Origin of the sequence: Nonomuraea harbinensis (assembly GCF_019396385.1) — a bacterium.
GTDB classification, from domain to species: domain Bacteria; phylum Actinomycetota; class Actinomycetes; order Streptosporangiales; family Streptosporangiaceae; genus Nonomuraea; species Nonomuraea ferruginea.
Window position 1 is genome coordinate 1 of sequence record NZ_JAHKRN010000057.1, and the last position, 15976, is coordinate 15976.

The window sequence follows — 15976 nt, forward strand, 5'->3', positions numbered from 1 at the left end:
GTCAGACTTGCGAGCGGCCGACAGCGCAGCGTTCTTCTCATCAATCCAGTTGAACACCCGCTCGACGGTCGGCACGAACACCTTGTCCATCCGCACGTTCTCGAGCACTCCCCGGATATGCGTCTCATAGTGGGAGACGTAGCCGAGCAGCGTGCTCTCACGGATGTCTTTGAGGCGCTCCCGCCGCTCCTTCCAGTGCTGCCAGTACTCACCGAAGGTCATCGCCTGCAGCGGCTGCCCTGTCCGGTACTTCCGGTGTAGTTCCTCATGCGCCGGTAGCGGCACGTGCCTTTGATGCGCCTCCTTGATCATCTCCAGGATCTCCATCCTGGCCTCGTGCCCCTCCGGACCGGGCTCGGGGATGTCGAGCAGGCGTCCGGCCTGCTGATAGAAGGCAGACAGCTCGGTTTCGCTTCTGAAACCACCCAGCCTCAGGTAGACGCGCTTGCCATCAGGTCCGGCCGGCAATTCTTCCTTGCCGTGCCAGGTGCCGTGATGCGGATTCCACGTGCCGTCCTTGCGGCGGAGCTTGGGGCACTTAGCGCCGAGCTCGCGGCCGTTCTCCCGGCATTTGCAGCGTTTGTATCCGTTTCCCGTCAACTGCTTGTACTCACTTCATTCCGGTTTCACGGTGCCTGTATGCGATCTTCCTCGCTTCCAGGTAGTCCTCGATGCTCACCTCCAGCTCGGCGGCCACATCTTCCGGCGACTGCTGGGGTTGGCCACGTTGGTTCAGGGCTATCCGGGCCGCCAGGCTTTCCAGATAATCCAGGCGATCTTCTGGTTGCCGGTCGCCGATCTGCCGCAGCCTGCGGTCGATTTCCTTCGTGACCGCGTCGGTGGGGTGTGTGGTGCCGCGCTCGTAGGCGTCAATGACACCGATTGCGGTCTCTTGCATTCCGGTGCGCACCAGCGCCTCGGTGACGTGGTAGATGAGGTCCGGCACCACCCGCACCGGTGTGCTGGGGATCTTGGTGGCGAACAGTTCACGCAGGCGGAGAAGGTCGGCTACGGCGCTGTGGCGCCGGCGGGACTCTTGTGCCGGCGGAGTCAGGTCGCGTCCGTCGCCCATGGCCTGCAGGATTCGGTGCAGCTTGTCGTAGCCGGCCGTCGCCTCGCGCCAGGAGTCGGCGTCCCGCCACAAGGCAATCGCCTGCTCGGCTGCGTCCGGGTCGACTCTTCGCTGCGCCAGGAAGCCCTCGTAGGCGGCGCGGCTCTGCTCTTGGGCAAAGCGGTGACGCAGGCGGGCCCAGGCTAGGAGGAAGCGTGCATACTGCTCTGTAGCGTTGCGACCTTCGTGGGTGACCGTGCGGCTCAGGTCATGCAGGTCCCGGCCTTCGGCGTCGTCCATGGGGAGCGGGAGTTCTTCCAGGGCGATGCCGAACACTCGGGCCAGCGCGATGGCCTCGTCCACGCTGATCGCACGGCGGCTGCCGTCAGGCTTGGGGTTGACGATCTTGGAGATGGCGGACTGGTGGGTGGGACATCCGGCGTTGGTGAGCTCCTGGGCCATGCGTTCCTGTGACCAGCCGCGGCGGCGCATCTCCCAGGCAATGCGAAGGGCGACGTTCTCCTCGCTGAGGCTGCGTACTCCCGACTGATTGGTCTGGTCCGGATCACTTCGCTTCCCGGCTACCGGCACGCGTCACTCCTTGACATCATCCGAGTTTAATCCTGAAGGGATGGAAGATTACCAACGATCGGGTTGATCGGCCACCATCGATCATGCCATCCTGATCGCGAGCGTCAACCCATCCCATTCGCGATGAACCGCTCGGCGCTGCCCGACACGGTCCGAGCGGATCCCTCATCAGAAAGGCGCGTCCTCATGGCCGAAGCATTGACTACCGCGGAACTGCTTGCTCTGCCCGTCACCATCGACATCGTGACCGCCGCACGAGCGTTCGGCATCGGCCGGACCAAAGCGCACGAACTCGCCCGCAAGGGCGAGTTTCCCTGCCCCGTCCTCCGGGTCGGCCACACCTACCGCGTCGGCCGCGCCGCCCTCCTTCGCTGCCTCGACATCGACGACCCCGCCCTCACGCAGGCACCGCCCGCCCAGGCCACCGACCTCGCCTCCTGAACCGAGGTCACCCGATGACCACTCCGTTCACGCACATCCTGCAGGCCCTCTACGAAAAGACCGGCTACGCCCCTCGCGGCTCACGCACTCAGAAGAGCGCGGCCTGTCCCGCCCATGACGATCGGCAGCCGTCGTTATCCGTCGGCGTCACCAGCGACGGCATCGTCATGATCACCTGTCATGGAGGGCCGAAATGCCCCACCGAGGACGTCATGCAGGCGCTCGATCTGCCCATGTCCGCCCTCTGGCCCGAGCAGTTACGAAACCCACACTCCCCCAAGCACTCTGGCGATCGCTGGATGCCCTGCGGTCACGACCGGGTGGCCGAGTACCTCTACCGGGACGAACAGGGCACCGTCCTGTACGGCGTCGCCCGGTGCAGCCGGAAAGGGAACGGTTGTCAGGGTTTCCGCCAGTGGCGACCCGACCCGGCCAAGCGCTCCGGCCGGCGCTGGAGCCTGTACGGCGAGGACGGCAGCATGGCCGTGCGTCTGGTGCCCTACCGCCTGCCCGACGTCATTGCCGCCGTCCGCGAAACCCGGGTCGTGATGATCACCGAAGGCGAGAAGGACGTCGAAGCTCTCCGCGCGCATCCGGGTATCACCGCGACCTGCAACGCCATGGGAGCCGGAAAGTGGCGACCGGACTTCGCGCGCTACTTCTACGGCGCCGACGTCTCCATCGTCGCCGACCGCGACCAGGCTGGGCGTGACCACGCCCTCACGGTCGTGGAGAACCTCATGCCCGTGGCCCGCTCCATCTACGTCCTGCAGGCCCGGCACGGCAAGGACGCCCACGACCACCTCTCCGCCGGCGGCACGATCGGCGACTTCCTCGAGGTATGGGCGCCCAAGCCCTACATCCTTGCGGGAGTCAGTGGGTGAATGCCGAAGGCAGCCCGAACTGGGCACCGGACATCGAGAAATCGGGGCGTGTACCGCAAGCCGATCCTCCAGGCGGGCAAGAGGCCTGGGATGAGGTCATTCCTCTCGGGTCCCGCCTCGTACCGCCTCCGTTCCCGCTCGCCAGCCTGCCAGCGTGGCTGGAGGACATCATCACGGCAGTCGCCGAAGAGACCCAGACCGCCCCCGACATCGCCGCGGCCTTCGCCCTGGGTGGACTCTCCACCGCTGCCGGCGGCAAGGCCGTGGTCCGGGTGCGCGGCGACTGGCACGAGCCGCTCAACCTCTTCCTCGCCTCGGTCGCCCCGCCCGCCACTCGCAAGTCGGCCGTCTTCCGGGCCATGACCGCACCGCTGTACCAGGCCGAGGAAGCTCTCATCACCGCGGGGAGAGCCAAGGGCCGGCAGGCCGAACTGCTCCGGCTGCAGTTGGAGGAGGCCGACAAGCAGGCCCGGACCAAGGCGGTACGCAGCGGCTCCGCGAGCGATCTGGCCGAGGCCGAGTCCACCACCCTCGCCCTCCAGGAGGCGGTCGTGCCTCCGGAAGTCCAGCTGATCGGCAAGAACGTCACTCCCGAGGAGTGCTCCACCATCCTGTCCGAGCAGGGCGGCCGGCTGGCCATCCTGTCGGCCGAGGGCGACCTGTTCGACATCGTGTGCGGCCGATACAGCAACGGCGTGCCCGCCCTGACTCCGTTCCTCGAAGCCCACGCTGGCGACGTGCTCAAGGTGAACCGTCGCGGCCGATCCGAGTACGTGCGCTCCCCCGCCCTGACCATCGCGGTGTGTATCCAGCCCACCGTGCTGGCCTTCATCGCCCAAAAGCCCCGCCTGCGCGGCCAGGGCCTGCTGGCCCGTTTCCTGTACGCGCTGCCGAAGGACACAGTCGGCTACCGCAAGAGCGAACCCGACCTCGTCCCCGACGAGGTTCGGAACACCTACGAGCAGAACATGAAACACCTCGTCATCAGCCTGGCCGAGTGGGACAAGCCGCAGATCCTGGCGCTGTCCCCGCCGGCCACCAAGCTCGTTATCGAGTTCCAGGACGAGATCGAGCCCAAGCTCCGTGCAGGGGTCGGCGAGCTCGACAGCCTGCGCGACTGGGCGGGCAAGCTCGTCGGCGCCGCCGTCCGCATCGCCGGGCTCCTCCACCTGGCAGAGCATCCGCAGGATGGCTTCCGCAAACCGGTCGCTGAGGAGACCATGCGGCATGCGATCGATATCGCCCGCTATTACACCGCCCATGCCTCAGCCTGTTTCGGTGTGATGGTGGAAGGCCGGTATACCCAACTGGCCCGGGACTCCCTGGCGTGGATCACCAAGAACGAGACCGTCAGGAAGGCCCGGAAATTCAGCCAGCGTGACCTCCACCGCGGGATGCAGACGAGGTTCAGGGACGCCTCGACCGTAACCGCCGTGCTATCTCTCTTGGACGCGCACGGTTACATTAGGCCCCTTCCCGAGGCTTCCCGCGGATCGCGAGGCGGGCGCAGACCTTCCCCGCAGTACGCTCTCAACCCCGCACTCATCGGAGAGTCGTGACAGAACTGCCACAGCAGAAATGACCTGCGAAAACAGCTGAGACAGATGGTCAGACAGAACAGTGACAGAATGACGGGCAGTGACAGAACACCTCCCAGTGCGTTGTATTTGCCATAACCCACACACAGGGCTCCGGTTCTGTCACCCACCAAGGAGATCTGTCAGCGTTCCGTCACTGCGGCATCAGGCGCCGATGAACCAGGTCAGAGACGGCATTCCGTGTTCTGTCACTTCTGTCATCAGCCAAGAGCCCAGCGCCAAAGGGCGAAACAAGGAGAACATGGCGCGCCCCAAATAGCACCCAAAAACCGATATCTTCTTGATAGAGTCGACCGTATGGAGGCCAGCGCCTTACGAGTAGACAATTCGCGCACCACCCATCTGGCAGGCACCAGCATCGACCGCTACGACGTCGAACTCCCTGCGCCGGCCTGCCATACCGGAATCGCGGGCTGGGATTCGCGACGGCTACGCGCCTCGACGGCGCCGGTGAACTGCCGCCGCTGCCTGCGACTCCTCGAGCGGCGGCAGACCCCTGCTCTGCTTCAGGAGACAATCTTTTGACGGTGCTTAGGTCGATCCGTTGGATCTAGGCCACTTAGGCGGCAGATCGACGGTGACCTCGCGGGTGGCGGACTTAATGGTGATCGTGGTCTCACCGCGTCCGATCGCCTTGTCAATCTTCTTGATTTTTGACCAGGAAAAGCCCTGTCGCCGGTACTTGTTCCGCTGGCTCGGCTTCATGTGGCGAATGTCGTCCTTGGCAACCCTGATCATTCCTGGATGCCATGCGCGTGCTGTTCCGCGGGTCATCTTGACCATCAATGCCCTTTCGAGGGTGAGCATGAAGCTGGTTGCTTGATGTGAGGTTGTGAGCAACAAGGCGGATCTGCAGTTTGATATCACATCACCGCCTTCGTCGCAGCCACGGACCTCTTTACCTGCCACTACTCAGCCCTGCTCACCAGCCGCACTGCGACCGGGTCCCGTCCCTCAGCGACCACTATCGGTGGGGTAGTCGAACTGCAGGCGGACCGGCTCAACCAGCACAGCACGAGCTCCGTCGAAGTCAGCCAACCGGGCCGCCACCGTGGCCACCGCCAGCCGTTCCGGCAGGACTGCAGAGAACTTCAGCCCGTTGACGGCACGGCGATCGACGTCCGGCAGCACCAGAATCTCCCCGTCACCTACGCTGCTGCGTGCCTCCTGCCAAGCCGTAGGCGTCAGGTCCTCGCGCAGCCGTACAGAGAGATCTGTCGGACGCTGAACCGGGTCTGCGATCGAGGGCAGCGTGGCGGCGAGCGTCGCGTTGGCGCGATAGCCGGCCCAGGTCCACCACCGCACGTCGTCACCCGCCCGGGTGATCAGCGTTCCTCCGGGGTGCACGAGGCCGGGAGCCTCCTCCTGCCGCCATTCGGCGAGTCTCGCCTGCGCGCGGCGGGTCAGTGAAACAGGAGGGTCCGCACCGAGCAGGACCTCTCGCATGGCCTGGGTCAGGGCGTAGGACAGACCAGCGATGCCGCCGCTCGTCCACTTGGCGACACCGCCGCCGTTGGCGGGCTCGACGAAGGCCCGCCTGCGTGCCCAGTCGATGAAGGTCACCCGCCAGCTCCGGCCGCCGAGCAGCAGCAGGCGAGGGCCCGTTCGCTCCTCGGTCAGCACCGAGGGGTCGGTGCGGCCGATCTCCTGGCGTCCGGCCAGCACGGTGAATTGCGGCGGCGCGGTGAAGGAGGCTGTCAGCTCGATGAAGTGGCGCCGCCCGAAGTGTTTTTCGGCTTCGGGGCCGATGAACAGCATCCCGCCGTCCTCGTCCAGGAACCCCTTCTCGACCATGTGCCGCACGATGGGAGCGGCTGAGCGGTCGAAGGGTGCCAGGCCGTTCCACTCCTGCGGCCACACGTGGTTGCCGATCCGGTGCTGCTGGAGGGTGACGGCGAGCAGTTGCTGCGCCACCAGGTGGCGTGGTTCGGGCGGTGCGGTGACCGGTTCGACCCAGCCGCGGCCCCACAGCAGGAGCAGGCCCGCAGCCTGGAGCAGGGATTCTGCCTCGGTTGCGAGGAACAGGCAGTTGCGTACGGTGCCGGCTCGCCGGCCGGTGCGCCCGATGCGCTGTAGGAACGAGGCGACGGTGCTGGGCGCGTCGATCTGGATGACCCGGTCCAGGTCGCCGACGTCGATGCCGAGTTCGAGTGTGGAGGTGGAGACGATGACGCAGTCGCGGGCTTCGGCGAAGGCTTGCTCGGAGCGGGCGCGTTCGTCGGCTGACAGGGAGGCGTGGGACAGGAAGACGTTCACTTCGCGCGCGCGCAGGGCCGCACCGAGTTGCTCCACCTGTCGCCGGGAGTCGCAGAACACCAGGCGTTTCTCGCCCCGGTGCAGTGTGGAGATCAGTTTTGCGGCGTTGTCCAGTGAGCCGACGTAGTCGAGTTCGACATCCCCGGCCGGGCGGGAAGCCGCCGGGAGGGAGGCGTTCAAGGAAGAGGCCGCGCGACCGAGAACGTCGGGGTCAACAGTGGCGGTGGTCGCAGAAGGTAGATCAGGTGCCACCACCTGGCCGGTTCGCTTTCCGGCACCGGCCCCCTGTAGCCATTCGAGCAGTTGGTGCGGGTTTCCCACGGTCGCCGACAGGCCGATTCGCTGGAGGGGGTGGCCGGTCACGCGCTCCAGCCGTTCCAGTACGGCCAGCAGGTGCCAGCCGCGGTCGTCGCCGGCGAAGGCGTGCACCTCGTCGACGACCACTGCCCGGACTCGGCCCAGTAGGTGTGCGTGGTCGGTCTTCACGCCGATCAGCATCGCCTCGAGTGACTCGGGGGTGGTGAGCAGGATGTCGGGTGGGTCGGTGCGGATCTTCCGCCGCTGGGATTCTCGGACGTCGCCGTGCCAGAGCGAGGCCCGGCGCCCGAGCCACTGGGCGTAGGAGTCGATGCGCGGTAGGAGGTTGTTGAGCAGCGCCTTGAGTGGACACAGGTAGAGCACCGACGTACCGGTCCAGCTCCGTTGCGCCATCACGGATAGCAGCGGGAAGCAGGCCGCCTCGGTCTTGCCTCCCGCGGTCGGGGCGAGCAGGACGGCGTCCTCGCCGTCCATCAGCGGTCCGATCGCCGCCCGCTGCAGCGGGCGCAGGTCGGGCCAGCCGAGGCTGTTGACGATGTGGTGCAGGACTACCGGGTCGAGCCGGTCCAGCACGTCGCCAGGCCCGCCGCCGGACGCCATCACAGGTCCAGGTCGACGTCGTCGGCCGAGGCGGCGAGGTTGCGTTCGGTGTCGGTGAGTTCGTCGCTCCGCACGGTCAGCGTGTAGTGCCGCCGGGGGTCGAAGTCGTCGAACTGGTCGATGCGGTCGAGCACGTCGCCGACGAGCTTCTTCAGGAACAGCCGGGGAGCCACGCCGACCTTGCCGGCCAGCGCTCCGCCGACCGCCCGCGCCAGGTCGTCGATGTAGGCGTCGGCGGCGAGTTCCTTGATTCTTTCCGGGGCGTCGGCTCCGGTGGTGTAGAGGTCGCGGACGGTCACGCCCAGGTTCACCAGGGATTCCAGGGTGAAGCCGGGCAGCCGGAGCTGCACCGCGCGCGGGTTGTCGAAGCGCGGATCGGTGGTGAAGTCGGTCGCCAGCCGCTGGGCCAGCGGTGCCAAACGCTGCACTCCCTGTTGCCCGTCGTAGAACGCCGGAGTGCCGGTGATCACCAGATACAGGCCGGGGAAGCGGCCCGAGTGCACCTCGTCGATGAGCTGCCGCAAAGCGTTGAGCGCCTTGTCGCGCGCATCGGCGCGCACCCGCTGCAGGGTCTCGACCTCGTCCAGCACGACGAGGAGCCCGGGATGTCCGGAGTCACGCAGCACCGTCAGCAGCCCCTGCAGGAAGCCGAGCGCCCCGAAGTGGTCGAGATCGCCGCGCACGCCCGCGAAACGGCGCGCGGCCGCGGCAACGTGCGGCTGCCCACCGAGCCAGGCCAGCACTGCGGCGGCGGTCGCCTCGTCGCCTGCGGAGAGCGCGGCCCGGTAACCGCGCAGCGCGGCCGCGAAGGACGGTGCGTGCCGCGATACTTCGGTGAGCCGGGCGACCAGCAGCTTCTCCACCTCGGCGCTCAGTTCGTTCTCGTCCGCCCCGGCGGCGAGGGCGTCTTCCTCCAGCGCGTAGAACCACGCATCCACCACCGACCGCAGCGCGCTCGGCGGAAAGCTGGCGGTGGTGAGCCGTTCGGTCAATCGCCGGTAGACGGTCTCCAGCCGGTGCAGGGGCGTCTCGGTTTCCGAAATCTGGATCTCGGAGACGGCGAAGTTTCGACGTTTGGCCCGCTCCCCCAGCCACCGGGCGAAGAAGGTCTTGCCGGAACCGTATTCTCCCCGTACGGCCTTGAACACCGACGCGCCGGAGGCGACCGCGTCCAGTTCGGCGTCCAGCGCCGATTCGAACCTGTCGAGGCCGGTGGCGAGCAGATCGAGCCCGCTCTCGGGTACGGCACCGCGCCGCAGCGCGTCGATCACGGCACGGCGGCGCACGGCGCTGACCTGGGCGGAGCGGGACGACCGAGCGGTGTTCACGCCTGCCAGTCTCCCATCGTGCTTGTCATGTCAGTTCGAACTGGTCACGCAGGAGCCCTGTGTTCAGCCGCAGCGTGCGCCCATCGGCCAGGGTCTCCAGGACCTGCACCCCGTCATAGTTGAGAAGCTGACGCAGGACGGCGGCGAAACCGTCGGCTCGCCCAGGCGGATAGCCGACGCGCTGGGCCAGCGCCGTGACCGGGAGAGCGCCGGCGTCGAGCAGGGCCCGCACCGCCGTTTCGACCTTGTCCAGTGGCGGCTTGCGGGCCAGCAGTCCCACCTGCGCCTGGAAGATCTCCGATGCCAGCAGGGCATCGACCAGGGCGTCGTCGGGCGAGGCTAGACGAGGGGCGAGGAGGGCGTCATCACCTCCGGGAGCCAGCACTACGTCGAACAGCGCGTCGCCCATCGCGGCCTGCGCCAGCGCCGCCTTTGACGGCTTGGCGCGGCGCTTCGGCTCGGGCGCCACGACGGGGATCGGGGTGGCGGGGCGGGCAGGCGCCGTCTCATCGGACCACCAGGCCGGGCGCTGGTCGCCGAGCTCGCGCCATCCCTTGGGCGGCTCCGCGCCGAAGGGCAGGAAGGCCAGGACGGGGATGGTGACCTCGGCGAGCGAGGCGCCGCCGTGATAGCCGGCCTTCTGCGCGGTGTAGCGGGAGTCGGTGTCCCACAGCGCTACGATCTCGGCGCCCGGTTGCGGCCACACGACCCGCGGCCCGCGCAGCACGATCTCGGTCTCGCCCAGCGGGCCGCCGGGGGTGCGGTGCCGGGCGGAGGCAATGCCGTTGCCGTCGACCTTCGTACCGGTGCGGTCCACGACATGTCCGTGGTCGCTGGTGAGGATCACGGCCATGCCTTGGGCCGCGGCCACGCGCAGCAGTTCGCGCAGTTTCCCGATGTGGTCGAGGCGCCATGCGCCGTCGCCGAGCTTTTGTTCCTTGGCGAGCCGGTCGTCGATGGTGTTGAGCACGACCGCCACGTGTGTGTGCTCATCGGCGAGTGCTTCGGTGAGTTCGGGTCCGAATGGGTCGCCGGCGCTCTGGCCGCGCAGGTCGTCCTTATGGAAGACCGCAGCGCTGGCCCCGCCCCAGAAGCGGTGCGCGGGAAACAGTCGCTTCTCGTCGGCCTGTGCGCCTTTCAATAGCTTGCCGGCGAACAGCGAGGTGCGGGAGATCGCGGTCAGCGTCGGGATGGCGGCGGCCATGGCGCGCCGCCGCGGGGGCCGGTTGGCCAGGTCCGGCAGCGGGTCGTATTCGGCCCAGTGCCGGCGCAGCTCTTCGCCAAGCTCGGTGGCGATCGCCGCGCTCATCCCGTCCAGGATCAGCAGCAGCACGCGCCGCCCGGTCTTGGCGGCCACGACCGGTTTCACGACGCGGGCGAGAAAGGTTTCCACGGTCAGCATCGAGCCGGGGTCGGTGCCCGCGGCGGTCCAGATAGCGAGGGTTCGTGCGAAGGCTTGGTCGATCTCGCGCCGTCGTTGGCGCACACGGGTGCCGAGAGTGTCGTAAGCGGCTTTCAGCTCGGAGTCGGGGTCGCCTCCGGCCTCGATGTGCTCCAGGGCCTGGTCCACCCAGCCGGTCTCGGTCAGGTGGCGTTCGATCGCCGCCGCGACCGTTTCCGCGCCGGTGGCCGGGTCGGTGGCGAGCCATCGCGCGAGCCGCTGTCCCATCCGGGCACGCTCGATGCGTACTTCCGCGTCCGGGTCGGCGGCCAGGCGGTGAGCGGCCAGTTTTGTGAGGGCCTGGGTGAGCGCGTGCGGTTCTTTTCCGGCCAGCGCCCGACCGGCCTGCGCGAACCGGGCTTCCAGGCCGGCCGCCAGCACAGGGCTGGCTGCTGCCGCGGTCTCGGCGCCGAACTGCCGGGCCAGCACGGCGGCCCTGTCCAGCACCGTGCTGGACAGGCGGCGCGCGTCGCGCGCCGTCTCCTGTTCTGCGCCAGTACGGCCCGCCTCCAGCAGCATGCTGACGAAGTCCTCGCAGGAACGGCCGAACGCGGCCACGAGCGCATCGAGGGCCTCACCGGTCGCAGGTGGCTCCTCGCCGAACCACCGTTCGGCCCGTCCTCGTACCCGGTAGGTGGGCGCGTCGGGCTCGGCGTGCTGCCACAGTGCCGCGCACACCAGCCCGAAGGGCACCGCGTCGGCCCCGTGCTCGGCCTCCACCAGCGCGAGCAGCGCCCGGCCGGCGAGCCCCGCCTGGTCCTCCTCACCGAGGAATGCCGACAGCCCGGCGCGTTCCGGGCCGCGCAGTGCCAGCAGCCGCTCCGGTCCACCGGGGATGAGCGACCACCGCAGCAGCGTGTGAGTGTCGAGGCTGTCACCGCTCGGCGTCCGGCTCGCGCCCGGTGTCGTGTCGGTGTCGTAGCGGCCGAGGCGCAAACGGCGCAGGGCGAGCGCCGACAGCGCGGCACGGCGCGACAACACCCCTCCAGCCAGCGGCGGCCAGCCTCCCGGCGGGGTGGCGTCGAGCAGCGCTTCGGCGGCCCAGCCGTCGGCTCTTAGGCGTGGGTCGACCTGTTCAGCGCCGAACGCTTCGCGTACGACGTCCCAGCCGTCGACGGTCTCGATGCGCTGCTTGTGGGTGAGGGCGAGAATCGCCGGGTCGAGTTCGCTTTGCTCCCGGTCGGTGAGCACGACCAGCACCGCCGGTCCAGTGGCCTCCGAGAGGTGGTCGAGGACCAGTTCGTGCACGGCCAGCGGCGAGGGGGCGGCCGCGATGCGGGCCTGCCGGCCCTCGCCCCAGGCGAGTTCTTCGAGCCCCTCCCACTGGGGCGCGGAGCGCAGCAGCACGACGCGCCGCCGTCCATCTCCGGTGAGGGAGCCGGTCAGTGACGTCTGGGCGGACAGGAACTGGGTGACGGTCGCGGCGGTCAGCCGCAGCACGCCTGTGCTATCGCCGGTGACCTGTGTGGTGGTCGCGGTGCCCATCAGTCCACGACCTGCCAGCTGATCTCGATGGTGGCGCCCGGCTCGCTGGCCGCCAGGTCGGCGAGTTGCCTTTGCAGCTCGGCGACCACCGCATCAGCGTGTGCCGCCTTCACCTGCTTGCTGCCAGACCGGCGTACCCCGCCGCCGGTGATGGGACCGGGAGGGGATCCGGTGCCGGGGCCTCGTCCGGACTCTTTCCCACCGGACACGGGCGGGTGATTGCTCGTACCGCTCAGGTCAACCTTGTCGGCGTCTCCGCCAGGGCGCGGTACGGGGTCGGCCGGAGGAGGGGTGGGTACGGGTGGCTGGTTGCGCTTGATCAGCGCGGTGACCTCTCGGCGGGTCTTGTCCAGGGCGGCGATGAGGTCGGCCGTCAGCTGGTCGGCCTGTGCCGTGCCGCGCAGCACCTGCAACAGCGCCTGTCCTTCGGCGCCCTGTCCCTCGGCCAGCTCCAGCGTGTCCCAGGCAGCCGCGGCCAGTGCTTGGGCGACGTCGTGCGCCCGCTTGACGGAGTTTCCGTACCGCTCGGCGTTGACCGGGCTCAGGTCGAAGCGGGCCAGGGTCTCGACGGTCTTCTTCGCCCCGCCGCCGCCTGCCGCTCCCTGCCCGGTGGCGATCAGCTTGTCCAGCAGGTCGCGTGCGCGCCGGGCGAGAGCCAAGCGCCCCTTCTCGTCGGTCTCGTCCAGGGCGAGGAACGCGGCATGCAACTCCAGCCGGCGGACCAGTTCCGCCGCGGGCTCCCGGTAGGTGCGGGCGCTGTCGACGATCTGCCGGGCGAGCTGGTTGATCATCCGCCCGCGCCGCAGCGCCGGCGCCTTGTTCCCGAAGATGGTCTCGTACCGCCAGCGAGCCTCCATCCAGTCGTCCTCGCTCGGCAGCGGCTGGCTGCGCAGCGCGTCACCGGACTTGATCTGCGACAACTCGGGCGCCGGGTCGAGCGGGACTCCGCCGCGCACCCACACCCGGTCGTCCATCTCCGCGAACGCGGCGACGACCAGGTTTGCCAGGAACGGCTCCAGCCCGCGCGGGTCCGGCTTGTCCGTCCAGTCGACGAGGGTGATCAAGCTCAGGTCCCCGGTCGCACCCTCCGTCTGCGCCATCCGCCGGAAGTGGTCAGCCCAGCGGGTGGACAGCTCGAAGTAGGCCTCCTTCTGCTGCCCGAGCTCCAGCGGCTCGGCCACCCGCTTCATCAGCTTGCGTTCTTTCTCAGGGACCTCGACCCGCCGGTCGCGGGCCTCGGCTGCCGCGCGGACGTGGGTGAACACGGTCCTGGCGTCGGCTGGTTTCACCGCGACGCCGGTGCCGTCCCGGTCGAGGTTGGGGTGCGCGGGGAACTGGTGGGCAAGCAGTTTGCCCGCGAGGTCCCTGACGGCCTCGCGCATCGGTTTGGCGAAGGAGACGGACAGTCCGCCGACATCAGGCAGCGCCACGATGTGGTCGTCGAAGCCCAACTCGACGTCGGACGCCTTCTTGTCCGCCAGCCCGTACGCCTGCTTGAAGGCGGTCTTAACCTGCCTGAGCAGGGCCCCGCGCTGAGTCTCCAGCAGCCCCTTGGCCCGGGCCCGGTTGTCGGCGTTGAGGTGGGCGGCGTACTGGGTGGCGAAGCGGTGCTCATCGGCGAGCGCCTTGTCGATGACGAGGAGCCTGCGGAGGTCCGCGAAGCGCTGGGCGGACAGGTGCGTGGGCACCCAGGCGAGGGTGCGGGCGGGCTCGCCCTGCCGCTCCCGGAGCGCGCGCATCCGGTTGACGTCGTCGACGGGCCCGTACGCGCCCTCGTCGAAGGGCAGATCGACCACGATCCGCCAGTGGCCGTCGAGCTGCGGCTGCATCTCGTGGTCGGGCAGGTCGTCCTCGTCGGCGATATTGCCGAAGATCACCTCCACTGAGCGGTTGGAGCCGCGCCAGACGAAAGTCAGGTCGTCGGCGCCGAGCCTGCCGTCGGAGCGGTCCACGCCGAGTTCTTCGGCGAGCAGGCGTTTGGCGAGCGCCATCCGGTTGCCGGGGTTGTCGTTGACGGCGGCGTTGGCGATGACCGAGTCGACGTCGACGCCGGACAGTTCCAGCCGCACGCCGGCGTTCGCGCCGGTGCCGGTCTCCTTGATCTCGGGGAAGCGGGCGGCCCATTCGGCCACCTTGCTCTTGATGATGCCGACTTCGCTGCCCGGGATCGGCGCCGTCACTGAGCCGTGGTTGAGCGCGCCGAGGCGTCGGATCGTCAGGTCGCTGAGCGCGGGCACGCTGGGCGCGAGCGACGACAGCAGCAACGTGCAGATCAGGCGGTTGTCGCCGATGAACGACTTGCAGCGCTGGGCCAGTGCGGGGTCGGTGATGCTGTCGGGCCGGTGCTGGTACCGCTCGATGTCGTCTTCGGTGACGTCGTACGAGGTCAGCAGGTAGGGCCGGAGCTTGGTCTTGTACAGCTTGTCGGCGGCTTCGAAGACCACCTTCAGGCTGTCCACGAACGGCTTGTCGCCGCCGTCGGCGATCACTGGATACAGATCGCCCACCGGGACCAGGTCACCAAGCCTCAGGTCGTCTCGGCGGGCGGCGAGCAGTTGGCCCATCAACTTCAGACCGGTACGGGAGCGCTGTAGCGCGGAGGAGATGTGGACCAGGGTGTCCATGAAGGCCGGCGAGAAGGGATAGGTAAGCCGGAACGACTCCTCATCCGCTCCCGTCTTGCCGGAGTCCGAGCCGAGCAACGTGTCCCACACCTGCGGGCCGACCCTCTTGGTTTGCTCGAAGGCCGCGTCGACGAGCGGCTCGTTGCCCGGCTTGGGCTTCAGCAGGCGGGCGTTCGCGATCTGCGGGAGGTTGCGGTCCTCCAGGGTGATCTTGTCGAACCGGCCCGAGGCGAGGTTCAGCGTGTCCTGAATGGACGCCTCCGCCGCGCCCGACACCTCCTCGCCGACCAGTTCGCGCAGGTCGCGCTGACGTGCGATGAACGACACGACGGGGATGGCGCGCCGGGCGTCTCCGCCTTCCACAAAATTGGTGATCTTGCTGGCCTCGCGGGCCACGAACTTCTGGTCGTGGATGAGGGTCGCCAGCCACAGGATCAGCTCGTCCATGAAGAGAATCAGGCCGTGGTAGCCCAGCGATTTGGCATGTTCGGCGATCACAGACAGGCCGGCGTCGAGGGAGATGAACCCGTGCTCATCCTCGGCCGCGTTGCGCGCGAATCCAGGCAGCAGGTTGGTGCTCGCGTCCTGCACGAGCTTGGCCCGCAGCTCGGCAGGGGTGCTCGGGTGCACCAGGTCCAGCGGCGTGGCGCCGTCGTGCACCTCCTCGGCGGACAGGGCCGCGTCCAGCAGTTCGGGCGTCCAGGCGAACGACTCGCCCCACTCGTCGTCCTCGTCGGTGTCCCCGCCGCCGGAGCCGAGCCCACTGATGACCGCCGCGTCGCCCAACCGGCCGCGCATGGCCCGCAGGTCGGCGAACAGCGAGTCGGTCCGGTACACCTGCGGGATGGGCGCGTCAGGGTGCAGCTTCTTGACGTGGCTGACGTAGCCGCCTAGCACCCGCTGCTCCAGAGCCTTGGCGCCGAGCATGTGGTACGGCACAAGCAGGAACCGTTTGCCGTCGGACTCCAGCCACTCGTGCTTGGTCAGCAGGAAGTCGAACTCGCCGCGCGCTCGGGCCGCCTGGTTGCCGCTGAGCAGCGCATACAACACGGCCATGAAGTGCGACTTACCGGAACCGAACGAGCCGTGCAGGTAGGCAGCTTTGGAGGTACGGCCGTCGAGGGCGGATTTGATCAGCCCAAGCGCCTCGTCGAAGTTCTCCAGCAGCCGCTCGGTGACGACGTAGTCCTTCAGGGCGTGCTCGGCCCCCTCGGGTGTCACCGCCTCGGCGAGGCGCAGCACGAAGTCCGAGGTGGAGATGGACTCCTTGATGTCGATGACATCCTTCAGGAGGGGCTGCTGTGCCATACCTGTCTCGTTCTCCTTCGCTTCCGCCACTTCGTGCGCCTCTGCCACCCC

General features: G+C 68.3%; 11 protein-coding genes. 4 read left to right on the plus strand and 7 right to left on the minus strand.

The features are described 5' to 3' along the window. Positions 1 to 600: tyrosine-type recombinase/integrase (locus tag KME79_RS37660; RefSeq protein ID WP_219550253.1), on the minus strand; the 600-nt coding region annotated here is incomplete at its 3' end. 10 nt (positions 601 to 610) lie between these two features. Beyond that, positions 611 to 1642, minus strand: a complete 1032-nt coding sequence (locus KME79_RS37665; protein ID WP_219550255.1) for a helix-turn-helix domain-containing protein — start codon at positions 1640 to 1642, stop codon at positions 611 to 613. A gap of 186 nt (positions 1643 to 1828) precedes the next feature. Between KME79_RS37665 and KME79_RS37670 the strand changes: the two genes are divergently transcribed. The 4 genes from KME79_RS37670 to KME79_RS37685 all read left to right on the plus strand — a co-directional run bounded on the left by KME79_RS37670 (position 1829) and on the right by KME79_RS37685 (position 5090). Beyond that, complete coding sequence (locus KME79_RS37670; RefSeq protein ID WP_219550257.1) at positions 1829 to 2083, plus strand: helix-turn-helix domain-containing protein; 255 nt, start codon at positions 1829 to 1831, stop codon at positions 2081 to 2083. A gap of 14 nt (positions 2084 to 2097) precedes the next feature. Further along, on the plus strand, positions 2098 to 2967 hold the full coding sequence (locus KME79_RS37675) for a hypothetical protein (protein ID WP_219550259.1): 870 nt from the start codon (positions 2098 to 2100) through the stop codon (positions 2965 to 2967). Continuing rightward, complete coding sequence (locus tag KME79_RS37680) at positions 2964 to 4526, plus strand: YfjI family protein (protein WP_219550261.1); 1563 nt, start codon at positions 2964 to 2966, stop codon at positions 4524 to 4526. Before KME79_RS37675 ends, KME79_RS37680 begins: the two co-directional genes overlap by 4 nt. Positions 4527 to 4862: 336 nt before the next feature. After that, positions 4863 to 5090 carry a hypothetical protein gene (locus KME79_RS37685; RefSeq protein ID WP_219550263.1) on the plus strand — a complete coding sequence of 76 codons (228 nt, stop codon included), beginning with the start codon at positions 4863 to 4865 and terminating at the stop codon, positions 5088 to 5090. A 6-nt stretch (positions 5091 to 5096) separates the two neighbouring features. On the opposite strand, the gene KME79_RS37690 is transcribed toward KME79_RS37685, so the two are convergent. From KME79_RS37690 to pglY, 5 genes are all read right to left on the minus strand, one after another. After that, positions 5097 to 5372 (minus strand): hypothetical protein, encoded by a 276-nt coding sequence (locus tag KME79_RS37690; protein ID WP_219550265.1) that lies wholly within the window; start codon positions 5370 to 5372, stop codon positions 5097 to 5099. Between the two features lie 147 nt (positions 5373 to 5519). Beyond that, positions 5520 to 7739, minus strand: a complete 2220-nt coding sequence (locus tag KME79_RS37695) for a DEAD/DEAH box helicase (protein ID WP_219550267.1) — start codon at positions 7737 to 7739, stop codon at positions 5520 to 5522. After that, positions 7739 to 9067, minus strand: coding sequence for a BREX system ATP-binding protein BrxD (brxD, locus tag KME79_RS37700; protein WP_219550268.1), 1329 nt, complete (start codon positions 9065 to 9067; stop codon positions 7739 to 7741). Before brxD ends, KME79_RS37695 begins: the two co-directional genes overlap by 1 nt. A gap of 25 nt (positions 9068 to 9092) precedes the next feature. Next, positions 9093 to 11993 (minus strand): BREX-2 system phosphatase PglZ, encoded by a 2901-nt coding sequence (gene pglZ / locus KME79_RS37705; RefSeq protein ID WP_219550270.1) that lies wholly within the window; start codon positions 11991 to 11993, stop codon positions 9093 to 9095. Continuing rightward, positions 11993 to 15925: a BREX-2 system ATPase PglY gene (gene pglY, locus KME79_RS37710; RefSeq protein ID WP_219550272.1), complete on the minus strand. Its 3933-nt coding sequence runs from the start codon at positions 15923 to 15925 to the stop codon at positions 11993 to 11995. Before pglY ends, pglZ begins: the two co-directional genes overlap by 1 nt. Positions 15926 to 15976: the final 51 nt, after the last annotated feature.